Annotated in this window: 15 protein-coding genes; 11 read left to right on the forward strand and 4 right to left on the reverse strand. The window is 66.7% G+C overall.

Annotation, left to right across the window (positions count from 1 at the left end):
- The first annotated feature begins 54 nt into the window (after positions 1 to 54).
- Entirely contained in the window at positions 55 to 981 is a 927-nt protein-coding gene (locus ACO07J_RS15325) for a GNAT family N-acetyltransferase (protein ID WP_422030499.1), read from the forward strand.
- A gap of 12 nt (positions 982 to 993) precedes the next feature.
- Here the strand turns inward: ACO07J_RS15325 and ACO07J_RS15330 are convergent, their stop codons facing one another.
- Positions 994 to 2,283: an NAD(P)/FAD-dependent oxidoreductase gene (locus tag ACO07J_RS15330; RefSeq protein ID WP_422030501.1), complete on the reverse strand. Its 1,290-nt coding sequence runs from the start codon at positions 2,281 to 2,283 to the stop codon at positions 994 to 996.
- A gap of 17 nt (positions 2,284 to 2,300) precedes the next feature.
- Entirely contained in the window at positions 2,301 to 2,966 is a 666-nt protein-coding gene (locus ACO07J_RS15335) for a haloacid dehalogenase type II (RefSeq protein ID WP_422030503.1), read from the reverse strand.
- Between the two features lie 217 nt (positions 2,967 to 3,183).
- Between ACO07J_RS15335 and argE the strand changes: the two genes are divergently transcribed.
- From argE to ACO07J_RS15380, 9 genes are all read left to right on the forward strand, one after another.
- Positions 3,184 to 4,308 carry an acetylornithine deacetylase gene (gene argE / locus ACO07J_RS15340; RefSeq protein WP_422030505.1) on the forward strand — a complete coding sequence of 375 codons (1,125 nt, stop codon included), beginning with the start codon at positions 3,184 to 3,186 and terminating at the stop codon, positions 4,306 to 4,308.
- Between the two features lie 124 nt (positions 4,309 to 4,432).
- Positions 4,433 to 5,272 carry a GNAT family N-acetyltransferase gene (locus tag ACO07J_RS15345; RefSeq protein WP_422030507.1) on the forward strand — a complete coding sequence of 280 codons (840 nt, stop codon included), beginning with the start codon at positions 4,433 to 4,435 and terminating at the stop codon, positions 5,270 to 5,272.
- A 12-nt stretch (positions 5,273 to 5,284) separates the two neighbouring features.
- The gene (locus ACO07J_RS15350; protein WP_422030509.1) at positions 5,285 to 6,661 is read left to right on the forward strand and encodes an aspartate aminotransferase family protein; all 1,377 of its coding nucleotides are present in this window, start codon (positions 5,285 to 5,287) and stop codon (positions 6,659 to 6,661) included.
- Positions 6,658 to 7,569, forward strand: a complete 912-nt coding sequence (locus ACO07J_RS15355) for a 2-hydroxyacid dehydrogenase (RefSeq protein ID WP_422030511.1) — start codon at positions 6,658 to 6,660, stop codon at positions 7,567 to 7,569. The genes ACO07J_RS15350 and ACO07J_RS15355 overlap by 4 nt, the downstream gene beginning before the upstream one ends.
- Before the next feature lie 168 nt (positions 7,570 to 7,737).
- The gene (locus ACO07J_RS15360) at positions 7,738 to 8,469 is read left to right on the forward strand and encodes an HAD-IA family hydrolase (protein WP_422030513.1); all 732 of its coding nucleotides are present in this window, start codon (positions 7,738 to 7,740) and stop codon (positions 8,467 to 8,469) included.
- 87 nt (positions 8,470 to 8,556) lie between these two features.
- Entirely contained in the window at positions 8,557 to 10,170 is a 1,614-nt protein-coding gene (locus ACO07J_RS15365) for an ABC transporter substrate-binding protein (protein ID WP_422030515.1), read from the forward strand.
- 74 nt (positions 10,171 to 10,244) lie between these two features.
- On the forward strand, positions 10,245 to 11,204 hold the full coding sequence (locus ACO07J_RS15370) for an ABC transporter permease (protein ID WP_422030517.1): 960 nt from the start codon (positions 10,245 to 10,247) through the stop codon (positions 11,202 to 11,204).
- Positions 11,204 to 12,070, forward strand: coding sequence for an ABC transporter permease (locus tag ACO07J_RS15375; RefSeq protein WP_422030519.1), 867 nt, complete (start codon positions 11,204 to 11,206; stop codon positions 12,068 to 12,070). Before ACO07J_RS15370 ends, ACO07J_RS15375 begins: the two co-directional genes overlap by 1 nt.
- The gene (locus tag ACO07J_RS15380; RefSeq protein WP_422030522.1) at positions 12,070 to 13,734 is read left to right on the forward strand and encodes an ABC transporter ATP-binding protein; all 1,665 of its coding nucleotides are present in this window, start codon (positions 12,070 to 12,072) and stop codon (positions 13,732 to 13,734) included. Before ACO07J_RS15375 ends, ACO07J_RS15380 begins: the two co-directional genes overlap by 1 nt.
- 17 nt (positions 13,735 to 13,751) lie before the next feature.
- On the opposite strand, the gene ACO07J_RS15385 is transcribed toward ACO07J_RS15380, so the two are convergent.
- A complete protein-coding gene (locus tag ACO07J_RS15385; protein ID WP_422030524.1) occupies positions 13,752 to 14,246 on the reverse strand; it encodes an Lrp/AsnC family transcriptional regulator in 495 nt (164 codons plus the stop codon).
- 155 nt (positions 14,247 to 14,401) lie between these two features.
- Between ACO07J_RS15385 and ACO07J_RS15390 the strand changes: the two genes are divergently transcribed.
- Entirely contained in the window at positions 14,402 to 15,727 is a 1,326-nt protein-coding gene (locus tag ACO07J_RS15390) for an NAD(P)/FAD-dependent oxidoreductase (protein ID WP_422030526.1), read from the forward strand.
- A gap of 2 nt (positions 15,728 to 15,729) precedes the next feature.
- On the opposite strand, the gene ACO07J_RS15395 is transcribed toward ACO07J_RS15390, so the two are convergent.
- Positions 15,730 to 16,836 carry an NAD(P)/FAD-dependent oxidoreductase gene (locus tag ACO07J_RS15395; RefSeq protein WP_422030528.1) on the reverse strand — a complete coding sequence of 369 codons (1,107 nt, stop codon included), beginning with the start codon at positions 16,834 to 16,836 and terminating at the stop codon, positions 15,730 to 15,732.
- Positions 16,837 to 16,839 lie beyond the last annotated feature (3 nt).

Genomic DNA, 16,839 nt, shown 5'->3' on the forward strand with positions numbered 1-16,839 from the left:
GCGCGGTCCGGGCTGACGTGCCTTCGCAGCGGAAGAACAGGGATGTGCGCGCACATGGTGAGACAGTTTGGCGAGCCCGACAATGACGCGTTGCCCACGGACAAAACGGCGGGCGACAGCTTTCGCGTGGACAAGTTCGTCGCGACCGCCCACCGGATCAGCCTCGCTGACCGGGCGCTGCTGCATGAACTGACGGTTGGGGTTTTCTGGCCGCATCGCTGGCGCGACCTGGACGTGTTCATTTCGCTGGGCGAGGGATACCTGGCGGTGGACGAGATCGGCCGCGCCATGGGATCGGCGATGTGTTTCCGGGCGGAGCCGGATTTCGCCATGCTGGGCATGATGGTCACCGCGCCGCGGCTTCAGACCATGGGCACGGGCCGCTGGCTGTTGCGGCGGGTGATGAACGAGTGCCGGAAGATGGATCTGCGGCTCAGCGCCACCCGCCAGGGCTATCGGCTTTACAAGGAGGCGGGCTTCGTGCCCCTGGCGACGATCTGGCAACACCAGGGGACGACCCGGCGGGTTCAGTTGCCCGATGCGGTGCCGGGCGTGACGGTGCGCGGGATGGAGCCGGACGATGCGGCCGGGATCCTGGCGCTGGATACGCAGGCGTACGGGGCCGCGCGGGACAGGGCCATGCGGGAGATGCTGCGCCTTTCCGACGGTATGGTCGTGGAGCGGGACGGCGCCCTGTGCGGCTTCGCGCTGCGCCGCCGATTCGGACGCGGCTGGGTCGTGGGGCCCGTTGTCGCCGAGACCGAGGACATCGCGATGATGCTGGCCGCCCCGCTGATCAAGCGGAGCGAGGGCGAATTCGTGCGCCTCGACACGCCGGTGGAAAGCGAGAAGTTCAGCGCCTTCCTGTCTGCCGTGGGCATGGGCCTCTACGACACGGTCACCGAGATGTACCTGGGCCGCCAGCGCCGCCCGCTGGACGGCGCGCGCATGTTCGGGCTGACCTCCCATTCGCTGGGCTGAGCGCGGCTGCGGTCACGACAGCCGGTCCTTGAGCGCAAACCACATGCCCACGAATGGCAGGAACCAGGGACGACCCGAATAGCCGGGCACCGTCGGCCAGTCGAGCCCGGCCAGCGGATTGGTGTCCTCGCGCCCCATGGCGATGTCGGCGAGCGATGCGCCCACCAGGGTCGACATTTGCGCCCCGTGGCCGGAATAGCCCATGCCGTAGATCATGCCGTCCATCTCTCCGGCGCGGGGCAGCCTGTCCTTGGTCATGCCAACGAGCCCGCCCCAGCAATAGTCGATCTTCACATCGGCAAGATGCGGAAAGATCCCGGCCATGCCGGCGCGCAGGATGGCGCCCGATTTGGCGTCCGAGCGCTGGTCGGAGGTGGCGGAGAACCGCGCCCGTCCGCCGAAGATCAGGCGGTTGTCGGGCGACAGGCGGAAATAATTGCCAATGTTGAGGGAGGTGACGCAGGTGCGGTTGCCGGGCATCGTCGCCTTGACCTCGGTATCGTCGAGCGGGCGTGTGGCGACGATGAAGGAGCCGACCGCGATGATGCGTTTGCGGAACGGCTTGAGCGGGGCGCCGGGATGGGCGCCGGAATAGGCGTCGGTCGCGGCGATGACGCGGTCGGCCTGGAGGTGGCCGCGCGGAGTGTCGAGGCGCCAGCCACCGTTCTGCTTGCGCCGGCCCGTCACCGGTGCCCCTTCCCAGATCCGTGCGCCGTGGCCGGTGGCGGCGCGGGCCAGACCCGCAACATAGCGGCCCATGTGCATCATCGCGGATTTGGGTTGCAGCGTGGCGCCGTGGAAGGCGCGCGAGCCGATCTCGTTACCTAGCTCGGACGGTTCGAGCCACCGCGCCTCGGGGTCGACCTCGCGCGCAATCAGCTCGCAATTGGCGCGCAGGCCGGCGACATGCCCCGGTTTCGAGGCGAGTTTGAGCTTGCCCGAGCGGCGGAAATCGCAGGCGATGCGTTCCTCGGCGATGATCTCCTCGATCATGTCGATCGACCGGTCATAGGCCTTGTAGAGGGCGTGGGCGCGCGTGGCGCCCAGATGCGCCTTGGCCGCGGCATAGCCATGTGACAGGCCATTGTTGAGATGCCCGCCATTGCGACCCGACCCGCCGGCCCCGACATGCTGCGCCTCGAGCAGGGCCACCGACACGCCCGCGCGCGCCAGCCGCAGCGCCGCGCTGAGCCCGGTGAAACCGCCGCCGATGATGGCGACGTCAAACCGCCCCTCGACCGGGCCTTCCTGCCCGCCCTCGAACCGCGGGGCGGTGTCGAGCCAGTAGGAGGTGTATTTCATATCCGTCTCCGCGTGCATCAGAGCCCGACCAGCGCGGGCAATCCGGAGATGTCGGGTATCTCGGTATAGCCGTAATAGGGATTCGCGGGTTCGTGGCCGCGATTGACCCACGCCTTGTGGGTGATGCCGAGATCATGCGCCGTCATCAGGTCGTAGCGGAAGCTCGAAGAGACGTGCAGCACGTCTTCGGGTCCGCAACCCAACTGGTCGAACATGTACTCGAACGCCTGCATCCGCGGCTTGTAGGCCTGGGCGTCTTCGGCGGTGAAGACATGCGTGATGGGCACGCCGAGATTGGCGATGTTGTGCGGGATCTGGCTGTTCATCGCGTTGGTGAGGGCAACCAGCGGGATCTTTCCCGCGATCTTCGAGAGGCCGGCGGTGACATCGGGATGCGGCCCCCATGTGGGCACCCGCTCATAGATTTCGGTGGCGACATCCGGGTCGAACGCCACGCCGTTGCGCTTGCAGGTGCGCTCGAGCGCGTTGTGCACGACCTCGGCATAGGGTTTCCATGCGCCCAGCACCTCGTCCAGGCGGTAGGCGGCGAAATCGCGGATGAAGACCTCCATCGCGTCGGGGGACAGCACCTTTTCAAAGTGGTCGCGCGCGGCCTGGCCCATGTCGAAGAAGATCATGGTGCCGTGGCAGTCGAAGGTTATGAACTTGGGGGTGAAGGGCATGGGAGTCTCCGAAGGGTCCTAGATATCTTCATCCTGGCCGTATCCGGACGGAATGGATTGCCGGGTTTCCCGTGCTTGCCGCAGGATATCGCGTTGATCGGGCGGGAGGCGGCAAAAGGTGCCGCGGGACGCCATGGATGCGACGCCCCGCACCTATCGTTGTCGGGCAGGATCGGCCCATGCAGGATCCTACGCCAGTATAAAGGGGCACGACATCATGACATTCTCACGCATACCCGAGGAGATGCTGGGCACGCTGGTCGGTTTCGAGACGGTCGTGGGGCGTTCAAACCTGTCCCTGATCGACGCGGTGGCGGATTGGCTGGACGGTCACGGCATATCCTGCCGCGTCCTTGTGGGGCCGGAGGGCGACCGGGCCAACCTTTTCGCCACGATCGGGGATGCCGACCGGCCGGGATACATCTTGTCGGGGCATGTGGATGTCGTGCCGGCGGGAGAGCCGGAGTGGCAGGCCGATCCGTTCCACCTGCGCCGTGAGGGGGATCGGCTGATCGGGCGGGGCGCGTGCGACATGAAGGGGTTCGTCGCCGCTGTCCTGGCCGCGGCGCCTGACCTGGCGGCGATGAACCCGGCCATCCCGATCCATATCGCGCTGTCCTATGACGAGGAGGCCGGGTGCAAGGGGGTGCCGCACATGATCGCGGCAATGCCGGAGCTTTGCGCGCCGCCACTTGGCTGTATCGTGGGCGAGCCCACGGGGCTGGTGCCGGTGCTGGCGCACAAGGGCAAGGCCGCGCTTCGGCTGCGGGCGACGGGGATGGCGGGCCACTCTTCGCGCCCCGATCTCGGGGTGAACGCGATCCATGCGATGCTGCCGGTGCTGGTGGCGGCGCAGGGGCAGGCGCGTGCGCTGGAGGCCGAAGGCCCACGGGACGCCCGCTTTGCGCCGCCATGGTCCAGCCTGCAGGTCGGGACGGTCACGGGCGGCCAGGCGCTCAACATCATTCCCGAGCGCGCCGAGGCGGAGATCGAGGCGCGTGCCATCGCGGGTGTCGAGCCCCGGGCGCTGCTGGCGCCGGTGATCGAGGCGGCCGAAAAGGCGGATGTCGGCGTCGAATGGCTGTCCAGCTACCCGCCACTGGCGCTGGATGGAAACGACCCGCTGGTCACACTCGTGAGAGAGCTGACGGGCAAAGCGCCCATCGGTGCGGTGAGCTTCGGGACGGAGGCGGGGCTCTTTCAGCAGGCGGGCATTCCCGCGATCATCTGCGGGCCGGGCGACATCGCTCGGGCACACCGGCCCGAGGAATACCTGACGCTGCCCGAGCTGCACGCCTGCCACGCGATGATTCTGAACCTGGGCCGCCGCTGCGCTGGTTAGGCGCGGCATTTCCTGCGGCGGCGCCCTGCGAGCGCAACAGAAAACTGCCGGACGGATTTCGCATCAGGCGGAACATGCCGGGCCGCGGGGCCTAGGCTTCGGAAAAATCAGCAAGAGTGAGTTCATGTCAGAGGCACACGCGCAGACCCAGCCCGAAGAAAGACTGGAAATTCGTCCGTTTGGTCCCGAACACATGGCTGCGGCGCTGACCTTGTCGCGCCAGGTCGGTTGGCCGCACCGGAAAGAGGACTGGGAGCTGGCCATGGCCGTTTCGGACGGTGTCGTCGCCACACAGGGCGATCGGGTGGTCGGCACCGCCTGTTGCAGCCGGTTCGGCGCCGTCACGTTCTACAACATGATCATCGTCGACGCGGCGCTGCGCGGGCAGGGGCTTGGCCGGCGGTTAATGGAGGCGGTGATGGAGCCTGGCGCCGGGAGCGAGATGCGTCTCACGGCGACGCGCGAAGGGTTGCCGCTTTACGAGAAGCTCGGGTTCGCGGCCACGCACGAGATCCTGCAGCACCAGGGGATCGCCCGCACGACCTCGCCGGACCTGCCCGTTCGTGACGGCAGCGTGGCCGATATCGGCCGTCTTGCGGAAATGGACCGGAACGCCAGCGGGTTGGAGCGGCGTGACCTGCTGGAACGGATCGCCGTGCAGGGCCAGGTGCTTCTGGCCGATGGCGGCTTTGCGCTTGTGCGTGAGTTCGGGCGCGGGCATGTGATCGGGCCCGTGGTGGCCGAGGATGCGGCCGTGGCACGCGCACTGATTGCCGAGGGCGCGCGCAGGATCGCCGGCCGATTCCTTCGCATCGACCTGCCCGAAGCTGCCGGCCTGTCGGAATTCGTCGAGTCGCTGGTGCTCGAACACGTGGGCGGAGGGACCGCGATGGTCCGCGCGCCCGGCCCCGCGGTGGACGGGGACTATCAGACATACGCGCTTGTTTCCCAGGCGCTTGGATAATCGGAGATGAAAATGCTGGCAAATTCCCTTGTCGAACTCGACCGTCGGCACCTCGTGCACCCGCTGTCTTCGTTCCGCGGCCACGAGGCACGCGGCGTGCGCGTGCTGCGCTCGGCCCAAGGGGCGCGCGTGACGGACAGCGAGGGCCACGAGCTGATCGACGGGTTCGCCGGGCTCTGGTGCGTCAACGCGGGCTATGGCCAGGAGACCGTGGTCGAAGCCGCCGCGCAGCAGATGCGCGAGTTGCCCTACGCCACCGGGTATTTCGACCTGGGTGCCGAGGCGCCGATCCGGCTGGCCGCGGAGCTGGCCGAACGTGCGCCGGGCGACCTGGAGCACGTCTATTTCAGCCTTGGCGGGTCAGACGCGGTGGACAGCGCGATCCGCTTCATCCGCTATTACTGGCACGCGCAGGGCAAGCCGGAGCGGGATCAGTTCATCTCGCTCGCGCAGGGGTTTCACGGCTCGACCTCGGGGGGATCGGGGCTGACGGCGCTGCCGGTCTTTCACGAGGGTTTCGGCGTTCCCTATGACTGGCAGCACAAGATCCCGTCGCACTATGCCTATCGCAATCCCGTCGGACCGGACGACGCGGCCATCATCTCCGCCTCGGTAGCGGCGCTTCGGGCCAAGGCGGAAGAGCTGGGGCCCGAGCGTGTCGCCGCCTTCTTCGTCGAGCCGATCCAGGGATCGGGCGGCGTCCTGGTGCCGCCCAAGGGCTGGATCAAGGCGATGCGCGAGGTGTGCACGGAACTCGGGATCCTGTTCGTGGCCGACGAGGTGATCACCGCGTTCGGCCGGACCGGACCGCTTTTCGCGAGCGAGGAGGAGGGGATCGTGCCCGACCTCATGACCGTCGCGAAGGGCCTGACCTCGGGCTATGCGCCGATGGGGGCGGTCCTGATGCGAGATCATGTCTACCAGACGATCGCCGAGGGCGCCGGCCAGAAACTGATCGGGCACGGGTTCACCTACTCGGCGCACCCCGTGTCGGCGGCGGTGGGGCTGGAGGTGCTGAGGCTTTACGAGGGCGGGCTGCTGGAAAACGGGCGCCGCCAAGGCGCGCGCCTGCAGGCGGGGCTGGCCGGGCTTGCGGATCATCCGCTGGTGGGCGACGTGCGCGGGCGCGGGATGCTGGCGGCGGTGGAGCTTGTCACCGACAAGGAAAAGAAGACGCCGCTGCCCGCCGCGTTGGAAGCCGGCACCCGGCTGTTCGACCGTGCCTACGAGAACGGGCTGATCCTGCGGGCCTTTGCGCAGGGTATCCTTGGCTTTGCCCCGCCGCTTTGCTGCACCGATGCCGAGATCGACCAGATCGTCGAGCGCACGCGCCGGATTTTGGACCTGACGCTGGAAGATCCCGAGATCCGCGAGGTGCTGCGCGCATGACCCTGCTGTTGCTTGGACCACCGGAACGGGGGCAGGTCTGGGGCCAGGTTTTCGAGGAGGCCGGGGAGGCAATGGTGTTTGGCGAGGATGCCGTGGACGACCCGGCAGCCATTGTGCACCTGGCCTGCTGGAACCCGCCGGACGATCTCGGGCGATATCCAAACCTGAAAACCGTGATCAGCACGGGCGCCGGTGTCGACCAGATGCCGCCCCTGCCGGAGGGGGTCGCCCTTGTGCGGACCCTGGCACCCAGCGTCGACGAGATGGTGCGGGACTGGGTGCTGATGGCCAGCCTGATGCTGTACCGGGACATGCCGCGCTATCTTGCGCAAGCGGCGGAGGGCGAATGGCTGGCCCATCCGCCGCAACGGGCCAGCGCCGGCCGCGTGGGGATCTTGGGCCTGGGACGGATCGGACGCGCGGTCGGGGAGGTCATGGCATCGCTGGGCTTCGAGGTTGCGGGCTGGAGCCGATCGGGCGCGCCTGTTCCCGGCATCGAGGTTTACGGGCAGGACGAACTGGAGCCTTTCCTGGCGCGGACCGACCTGCTGATCTGCCTGCTGCCGCTGACCGGGCAGACGCGGGGGCTGCTTTCGGCCTCGCTGTTCGGAATGCTGCCCCGGGGTGCTGCGCTGATCCATGCCGGACGCGGCGCGCAACTGGACATGGAGGCGATGCGTGCCGCGCTGGACGACGGACACCTGCGGGCAGCGATGCTTGACGTGACAGAGCCTGAACCCCTGCCGCAAGACCATTGGGCATGGCGCGACCCTAGGGTCATCGTCACGCCCCATATCGGCGGGCAGACGGACGCGGAAGAAGGCGCGGGCCATGCGCTGGCCGTCATTCGCGCCAGCCGGGAAGGCCATGATCTGCCTGGTCTCGTCGATCAAAACAACGGGTATTGAGGCAAGTGAACGCTGCGGCATTTCGCGCTGCGCTATCCGACAAAACGAAAGATTCTGCCGCCCCGCACGCACATTTCGACCCCACACCGCACGCCGATCCGGCGAGTATCGAAAAATCGGGAGCGCCATATCCGCAAGTCCCCCGATGGCAAGGAAGGTAAGGTTCACATGACCCAGAAAACAGCGACAAAGCCGTTGACCGCTTTCAACTACGTGAGTTTCGACGTCGTCGGCACGCTGATCGATTTCGAAGCCGCGATCACCGGCGCTGTTGAGGGGATCGCCGCAGAAAATGGCCTGGCGATCGACCGCGAAGAGGTTCTGGTGCATTACCGCGGCGCGCGTCGCGAGCCGGAGGCGGGCCTTTTCCCGGACGACTTGGGCCGGTGCTATGCCGGCATGGCGGCCGCGTTCGGGCTGCCGGACACGCCCGAGCTGCGCAGCCGGGTCGTCGAGGCCGTGGGCGAGGCCGCGCCGTTCCCCGACAGCGCCGAAGCGCTGGCGCGGCTTGGGGGGCGCTACAGGCTGATCGCCATGACCAACGCCCGCCGCTGGGCGTTCGAGAAATACGAGGCCAAGCTGGGCTTTCCGTTCTGGGCGAGCTTCACCACCGACGATACCGGCACGGAAAAACCCGATCCGGCGTTCTTCCGGAAGGTCTTTGCCCATGTCGAAGCGAATGGCGGAGCGCAGGGCGAGATCCTGCACACGGCGCAAAGCCAGTACCACGATATCGGCATCTCTCGCCAGCTCGGCATGACGAATGCCTGGATCGAGCGCCGTCACGGGCAAGCAGGCTATGGCGGCTCGATCGAGCCCGAGTCCTTCACCGAGCCGGATTACCACTTCAGATCGCTTGCGGAACTGGCCGATGCGGCCGACCGCGCCGCCGGAGCCTGATCCCGGCAACCCGCCTCGAACCGGCCACCAGAGCCGGGCGGGGCCTCACCTGAACCAGAAACCGAAAAGCAACAGGGAACACACGACATGACCCACACGAAACCCACCAACTGGACCGGGCGCGACGACGCCATGGTCGAGAACGCCATCCGCCGCGGGGCGTCGCGCCGCGACCTTCTGAAAATGCTCATGGGGTCAGGCGTCGCCGTCGGCGTCGGTGGCAGCCTGCTGATGAGCGCAAGCCGCGCCATGGCGGAGACGCCCAAGACCGGCGGTCACCTCAAGGCCGCGGGCTGGTCCGCCTCGACCGCCGATACGCTCGACCCCGCGAAGGCGTCGCTGTCGACGGACTACACGCGCTGCTGCGCGATCTACAATCGCCTGACCTTCCTGAACGAAGCGGGCGAGGTCGAGATGGAGCTGGCCGAGGCGGTCGAGTCGGATGACGCGAAGACCTGGAACATCAAGCTAAGGCCCGGCGTCACCTTCCATGACGGCAAGACGCTCAGCGCGGCGGACGTGGTGTTCACGCTGAAACGCCACCTGGACCCGGATGTCGGTTCCAAGGTCAACTCGATCGCGTCGCAGATGGCGGAGATTTCGGCTGTCGACGATCTGAACGTGAAGATCGTCCTGGCCGAGCCCAACGCCGACCTGCCGACGATCCTGTCGCTGCATCACTTCATGATCGTGGCCGACGGGACCACGGATTTCGCCAAGGGCAACGGCACCGGCGCGTTCAAGGTAGAGGAGTTCGAGCCGGGGGTCCGGTCGATCCTGGTGCGCAATCCCGACTACTTCAAGGAGAGCGGGCCTTACCTGGACAGTTTCGAGTACTTCGCCATCCCGGACAACAACGCGCGGGTGAATGCGCTTTTGTCTGGCGACATCCACCTTGCCGCGGCGGTCAACGCACGGTCGCTGCGGATGATGGAAGGCCAGCCCGGCGTCGAGACCATGATCAGCACCTCGGGCAACTATACCAACCTCAACATCCGGCTGGACCTGGAACCGGGCGCCAAGGCCGGGTTCATCGAAGGCATGAAGCACCTCGTGCGCCGGGAGCAGATCCAGAAATCCGTTCTGCGCGGCCTGGCCGAGATCGGCAACGACCAGCCCGTCTCTCCCGCGAACCGCTATTACAACAGCGAGTTGCAGCCCAAGGCCTATGACCCCGAGAAGGCCAAAGCGCTGTTCGAGAAGGCCGGGCTTCTGGGTCAGACGATCCCGATCATCGCGTCCGACGCCGCCAACGCCTCGATCGACATGGCGACCGTGGTCCAGCAGGCCGGGGCGGAAATCGGCATGACCTTCGACGTGCAGCGCGTTCCCTCGGATGGCTACTGGTCCAACTACTGGCTGAAGTCGCCGGTCCATTTCGGCAACATCAACCCGCGACCAACGCCCGACATCCTGTTCTCGCTTCTGTATCATTCCGAGGCCCCCTGGAACGAGAGCCAGTACAAGTCCGAGAAGTTCGACAGCATGCTGGTCGAAGCCCGTGGGCTGCTGGACGAGACCAAGCGGACCGACATGTACTGGGAGATGCAGGAGATGGTCGCCAACGAGGCCGGCACGATCATCCCGACCTACATCTCGAACGTCGACGGCATGGCGAAGGAAGTGAAGGGGATGCGCCCGAACCCGCTGGGCGGGCAGATGGGCTATGCCTTCGCGGAATACGTCTGGCTGGACGCCTAGGCCGCGACTGCGCCGAGCGCCCGCGCGTGGTATCATGCGCGGGCCACATTCATTCCTGACGCGCGAGGCGTTCCATGCTCCGATCCTTCACCACATGGAAACTAGTCGGCAAACGGCTGGGAATCGCGTTCCTGACGCTGATCATCGTGTCCTTCGCGGTTTTCTTCGCCACCGAGATGCTGCCGGGTGACGTCGCCCAGATCCTGCTGGGGCAGGCGGCAACCCCCGAGGCGGTGGCCGGCCTGCGCGAGGCGATGGGCCTCGACGAGCCGGCGCTGCAGCGGTTCCTCGGCTGGATGGCGGGGCTTGCCACGGGCGACATGGGGCGCTCTTACGTCAACGGGATCGACGTGGCCGACCTTTTGGGCGGCCGCCTGCAGAACTCCCTGCGGCTGGCCGGGATCGTGACGGCGATCTGCGTGCCCGTGGCCCTGACCCTCGGGATCATCGCCGCGATGTATCGCGGCTCCTGGCTCGACCGGGCCGTGTCGGTGGCGACGATCTCGGTCATCTCGGTGCCCGAGTTCATGGTCGCGACGCTGGCCGTGCTGGTCTTTGCCGTTTGGCTCGACTGGCTTCCGGCGCTGAGCTATGGCGTCAACGTCGACAGTATCGGCGCGATGCTGCGGGCCTACGCGATGCCGGTCATCACGCTGAGCTTCGTCGTGTCGGCACAGATGATCCGCATGACCCGCGCCGCCGTGATCGAGACGATCGAGACGCCGTATGTCGAGATGGCCTTGCTCAAGGGCGCCTCGCGCCAGCGGATGGTTCTGGTTCACGCTCTGCCGAACGCGTTGGGCCCGATTGCCAACGCGGTGGCGCTGTCGCTGTCCTACCTCGTGGGCGGGGTGATCATCGTCGAGACCGTCTTCAACTATCCCGGTGTCGCCAAGTTGATGGTGGATGCCGTCGCGACGCGGGACCTCCCACTGATCCAGTCCTGCGCGATGGTTTTCTGCGTCAGCTACCTGACGCTGATCACGCTGGCGGACATGGTCGCAATTCTCTCGAACCCAAGGCTACGCCAGTGATGACGACAACCAACGGCTCTTCCCGCAAGCTTCGCCTGCCGACGCCCGGCAACATGGGCTATACCTTTAGCTGGGTCGGCCGGATCGGCGCCGCGATCATCGCCTTCTGGGCGGTCGTCGCGCTGATCGGCAACTGGATCACCCCCTATCCCGTGGGCGAGATCGTCGATTGGGACTATTTCAGCGGTGTCAGCGCGGCCCACTGGATGGGCACGGATTACCTGGGTCGCGACATACTCTCGCGCGTCCTGATGGGCGCACGCTATACCGTGGGCATCGCCCTGGCATCGGTCGCGCTGGCCTGTTCGATCGGGGTGATCCTGGGGATGATCGCGGCGGTGATCGGCGGCTGGTTCGACACGCTTCTGTCGCGCCTGCTGGATGCGTTCAACGGCATTCCCTCGCTGCTCTTCGGCCTCGTGGTCGTGGCGGCGGTGGGCTCTTCCATCCCGGTGCTTATCCTCACTCTGGCGGCGATATACATGCCCGGCTCCTACCGGTTCGCGCGGGCGCTTGCGGTCAACATCAACACGATGGATTTCGTGACCGTGGCCCGCGCCCGGGGGGAGGGCACACCCTACATGATCGCGCGTGAGATCTTTCCCAACATCCTGGGCCCCGTGCTGGCCGATCTGGGGCTGCGTTTCGTCTTCATCGTGCTTGTCCTTTCCGGCCTGTCGTTCCTGGGGCTTGGCGTGCAGCCGCCCTATGCGGACTGGGGCGCGCTCGTGCGGGAGAACATCGAGGGGCTGAGCCTTGGCGCGCCGGCGGTGATCTTTCCCTGCATCGCGATCGCGTCGCTGACGATCTCGGTCAACATGTTCATCGACAACCTTCCCACCAAGATCAGAGACAGGGCAGACTGATGGCAGACACACCACTCGTTTCCGTCCGCGACCTGCGCATCGGCGCGGTGACCGACTCGGGCCGCAACGTCGAGATCATCCGCGGCGTCGATTTCGATATCGCGCCTGGCGAGATGCTTGCCCTGATCGGTGAATCCGGGTCGGGCAAGACGACGATCGCGCTTTCGCTCATGGGCCATACGCGCCGGGGCTGCGCCATCAACGGCGGCACCATCCGCGTGGGCAAACATGACATCACCGGGATGAGCGAACGCAAGAGGGCGCGGCTGCGCGGGTCCGACGTGTCCTATGTGCCGCAATCCGCGGCGGCGGCGTTCAACCCGTCGAAAAGGATCATGGACCAGGTGGTGGAAGCCACGCGAATCCACGACCTGATGCCGGTGGAGAAGGCGCGCGAGCGCGCGAGGTCGCTGTTTCGGGCGCTCGCGCTGCCCGATCCCGACACGATCGGCGAGCGGTATCCGCACCAGGTGTCGGGCGGGCAGCTTCAGCGCCTCTCGGCGGCCATGGCCCTGATCGGCGATCCGGAGCTGGTCATTTTCGACGAACCGACGACGGCGCTGGATGTCACGACGCAGATCGAGGTCCTGCGCGCGTTCAAGCGGGTGATGGCGGATGGCGGGATTTCCGGGGTCTATGTGAGCCACGACCTGGCCGTGGTCGCGCAGATCGCGGATCGGATCGTGGTGCTCAAGAATGGCGAGATCCAGGAACAGGGCACGACCGAGCAGATACTGAAAGAACCGAAACACCCCTATACCAAGGAATTGCTCGCAGCCTTCGACCCGGTTCCGCACGAGCCCGTCGCCCAGGTCGAGCCCGAGAAGGAAACGCCGATCCTTGAGGTGCGGAACCTTTGCGCGGGCTACGGCCCGATGAAAGACGGGGAGCCGTTTGCCAAGGTGATGCGCGACGTGAGTTTCGAGCTTTATCGCGGCCGGAACCTCGGTGTGATCGGCGAGTCGGGATCCGGCAAGTCGACGCTCGCGCGGGCGGTCGCCGGTATCCTGCCGGCCTATCGCGGCGAGGTGCTGCTGGACGGCAAGACGCTGGCCCCGTCACTGGCGCAGCGCAGCAAGGCGGAATTGCGCCGTGCGCAGATCGTCTTTCAGCTGGCCGATACGGCGCTCAACCCGGCACATTCGGTCGGCGCGATCATCGCGCGGCCCCTGAAGTTCTACAAGGGCCTGCGGGGCGAGGCCTGCGAGAAGCGCGTGATCGAGCTTTTGAACATGGTCCATCTTCCGCCCGCGCTGAGGCACCGCCTGCCGTCGGAACTGTCGGGCGGGCAGAAACAGCGCGTGAACCTGGCCCGCGCGCTTGCGGCCGAGCCCGAGCTGATCCTGTGCGACGAGATAACATCGGCCCTCGATACGGTCGTGGCCGCCGCGATCCTGGACCTGCTGAAGGAACTGCAACAGGAGCTTTCGCTCAGCTACATGTTCATCAGCCATGACCTTTCCACGGTCGAGGCGATCTGTGATGACGTGCTGGTCATGTACAAGGGGGAGGTCGTCGAGGCCCTGCCGGCCGCGCGGATGTCCGAGGAGGCGACCCACGCCTATTCGCGCCTGCTTGTATCCTCGGTGCCGCAGCTCGATACCGGCTGGTTGGCCGGGCTGGAGCAGGATCCGGAACTGCTGGCCGCCTTCTCGGACCGCTGACGCGCGGGCGCAGAGCGTCAATCGGTGTCTGCGAAGAGCCTCGTCAGGGGCAGCTGGCGCTTGACGAACGGGGTTTTCATCACGACGAAGCTGAAATAGCGGTCGATGACATCGCAGCGGTCGATGAGGTCTTCCATGATCTCCTGGTAGTCGCTAATGCCCGCGGTGACGAATTTCGCCAGATAGTCGTAGCCGCCGGAGATCAGGTGGCATTCGACGCAGTTGTCAATCTTTTCAAGGGCTTCCTGGAAGCGGGCAAAATCGATCTGCCGGTGGTTCTTGAGCGTGAACTCGGTGAAGACGGTCAGCGTTTCGCCCAGCTTGGCCACGTTGATCAGCGCGGAATATCCGGTGATGTAGCCCGATTTCTGCAGTTTCTTCACCCGGGTCAGGCAGGGCGAGGGCGACAGGTGGACAAGATCGGCCAGTTCGACATTTGTGATCCGGCCGTTGCGCTGCAGCTCGGCCAGGATCCTGACGTCGATGCGGTCCAGCTTCTGCGAATTGCTCATCGGTCCTGTCCTTGCATGAAACGGCGCGACACGCGCCGTGGTCCGCGCGCCCATGATACCCGGAAAATACGCAATGATCTGCCGGTCACTTTCCCGTATGCGGCACAATCCGCCGGAACTCTACAGCTAGGTTTCGAGAAACAACTGGAATAATCATGCCTGCACCTTTGCTTGAAATCGAAACGCACACCGACCTTCCCGAACAGGCCGACTGCGTGGTCATCGGCGGTGGAATCGTCGGCGTCAGCGCCGCCTACTGGCTGGCCCGCGCGGGCCAGCGCGTCGTGCTGCTGGAGAAAGGCCGGATCGGCGCCGAACAGTCGAGTCGCAACTGGGGCTGGTGCCGCCAGCAGAACCGCGATGCTCGGGAATTGCCCCTGTCGACCCGGAGCCTCGGGCTTTGGGAAGAGATGGGCGCCGATATCGGCGAAGATCTCGGGTTTCGCCGATGCGGGCTGCTTTACCTGTCCAATGACGCCGCGGAAATCGAGACCTGGGCGCGCTGGGGCCGTTTTGCCCGCGGTGAAGGTGTGGATACGAGGATGCTGACCCCGCGGGAGGCGACGGAACGCGGCGCGGCCACGGGCCGAAGCTGGCAGGGCGGGGTCTGGTCGCCCAGCGATGGCGTGGCGGACCCGTCCCGGGCCGCGCCGCTGATCGCGAAGGGCATCATGCAAAATGGCGGTATTGTCGTGCAGGGCTGCGCCGCGCGCGGGCTCGAGACCGAGGCCGGGGCGGTCTCCGCCGTGATCACCGAGCGCGGCACGATCCGCACCCGAATGGCCGTGATGGCCGGCGGGGCTTGGGCCGGAAGTTTCATGCATCGGCACGGTATCGGTTTTCCGCAGGCCTCGGTACGAAGCTCGATCCTGTCCGTGGCGCCGGGCGCCGAGGGCTTGCCGGATGCGATGCATACCGCCGCGGTCTCCGCCACCCGGCGCAGGGACGGCGCCTATACCCTGGCGGTTTCGGGGCTGGCCAATCTCGACCCCACGCCGCGGGCCATCGCCGGGGCGCGCCATTTCCTGCCGATGTTCGCCAGACGCTGGCGCGTCCTGCGCCCCGGCGGCGCGCAGGCGTGGCGCGCCGGTTTCGAGACGCGCAAGGCCTGGGACTATGATCGCGAGACGCCAATGGAGCGTGTGCGCATCCTTGACCCCAAGCCCAGCAAGGCGCTGGTCGAACTGACGCTGAAACGTGCCCGCACCCTCTTGCCCGCGCTGGCCGAGCTGCCGGTGCAGGCGCAGTGGGCCGGCTATATCGACAGCACACCCGACGGCGTGCCGGTGATCGACGCCGATATCGGAACGCCCGGTCTGGTGCTGGCCGCCGGGCTCTCGGGGCATGGGTTCGGCATCGGCCCCGGGGTCGGGCATCTGGTGGCCGACATGGTGCTGGGACGCACGCCGATCACCGAGACCCGGCAATACAGGCTTGACCGGTTCGGCATGGGGCAATGGGGCAAGGTTGCGGAGTTCTGAATTCATGCCGCGAACCGGGTGATGGCGAAATCTTCGAGCGGTGTCTCGCACTGTCCGGTCGCGATCAGCTCTGCCATGGCGGCGCCGACGCCGGGCCCCAGTTGAAATCCATGCCCGCAGAACCCGAAAGCGTGGAACAGCCCCGGTGTCGTGCCCGAGGCCCCCATGACGGGCAGCGCATCGGCAACGTAGCCTTCGCAGCCCGACCACTGGCGGATCACGGCCACATTCGCCAGCGCCGGGACCAGTTTGAGAACCGCGGCGACCTGCGCGGGCAGGCGGGCCGGATCGGGGCTGGCGAAGCCTGGCTCGGCATCGACGCGCACGCGGTCGACCGCCCCGCCGAAGACCACGTTGCCCCGTTCGACCTGGCGCAGATAGGGCCCGTGCGCCCGGGACCAGACGCCGACCACGGGCGCAATGCGATGGGGCAGGGGCTCGGTCACCGCCATCTGGGGGCCCCAGGTTTCCAGCGGCACGTCCTCGCCGAAGCGCGCGGCCACGGCGCGACCCCACGCGCCGGCACAATTCAGCAGGGTGGCGGCCCGGAAGGTGCCCTTGGCCGTATCGACCTCGAAGCCGGCATTGGTGGTGCGGATGTCGGAGACCGGCGCCTCCTCGACCACCGACGCCCCGGCGCGCGCTGCCGCATCCGCGAAGGCGGGGGAGATAAGCCGGGGATTCGCCGAGCCGTCGCGCGGCGAAAACGAGGCGGCGATGGCGTCCGGCCCAAGCCCGGGAAACCGGGTGCGCAGCTCCGCCGGGGCCAGTTCTTCAAGGCTCAGGCCCTGTGCCCGCGCTGCCTCGGCATAGGCGCGCATGTCGTTCAGGCTGTCGATGTCGAAGATCAGGCGCAGGTGGCCGGTCGGCCGGAATTCGACGTCTCGCCCCAAGAGCGTCTCCGCTTGGTTCCAGATCGCCAGGGACCGGGCGGCAAGGGGAAGCTGCGCGAGGTGGCGCCCGCTGCGGCGGATATTGCCGAAAGAGGCCACGGTGGCGCCGGCCCCGATCCGGCCGCGTTCGATCAGGGTGACGCGGATGCCGCGACGGGCCAGGAAAAAGGCCGAGGCCGTTCCCATCAGACCGCCACCGAGAACGATTGCATCCATGTC

The organism is Roseovarius sp. (assembly GCF_965228755.1).
Taxonomy (GTDB): Bacteria; Pseudomonadota; Alphaproteobacteria; order Rhodobacterales; family Rhodobacteraceae; genus Roseovarius.